This window comes from Cupriavidus sp. SIMBA_020 (assembly GCF_046535395.1).
Taxonomy (GTDB): Bacteria; Pseudomonadota; Gammaproteobacteria; order Burkholderiales; family Burkholderiaceae; genus Cupriavidus; species Cupriavidus campinensis.
Genome location: NZ_JAWRWU010000056.1, coordinates 1 through 490 on the forward strand (window position 1 = coordinate 1; position 490 = coordinate 490).

Here is a 490-nt window from a genome sequence, read left to right on the forward strand (position 1 = left end):
ACGATGCCGCGGGCGGCCATGTCCAGGTCGGCGGTGGGGCCGACGATGATGGCGTTGTTGCCGCCCAGTTCCAGCAGCACGCGGCCAAAGCGCTGCGCCACGCGCGGACCGACCTGGCGGCCCATGCGGGTCGAGCCGGTGGCCGACACCAGCGCCACGGCGTGCGAATCCACCAGCGCCTCGCCGACGTCGCGGCCGCCGATCAGCACTTCCGACAGGCCGGCCGGCGCATCGCCGAAACGCTGCAGCGCCTGCGCGAACAGCGCCTGGCAGGCCAGCGCGGTCAGCGGCGTTTTTTCCGACGGCTTCCAGACCACGGCGTTGCCGCACACCAGCGCCAGCGCCGCGTTCCAGGACCACACCGCCACCGGGAAGTTGAAGGCGCTGATGACGCCCACCACGCCCAGCGGATGCCAGGTTTCCATCATGCGGTGGCCGGGGCGCTCGGAAGCGATGGTCAGGCCGTACAACTGGCGCGACAGGCCCACGG

1 protein-coding gene is annotated in these 490 nt (G+C 71.8%); it reads right to left on the reverse strand.

The genetic code is table 11. The features are described from left to right. Nucleotides 1-490: aldehyde dehydrogenase family protein (locus SB751_RS28125; RefSeq protein ID WP_410748800.1), on the reverse strand; the 490-nt coding region annotated here is incomplete at both ends.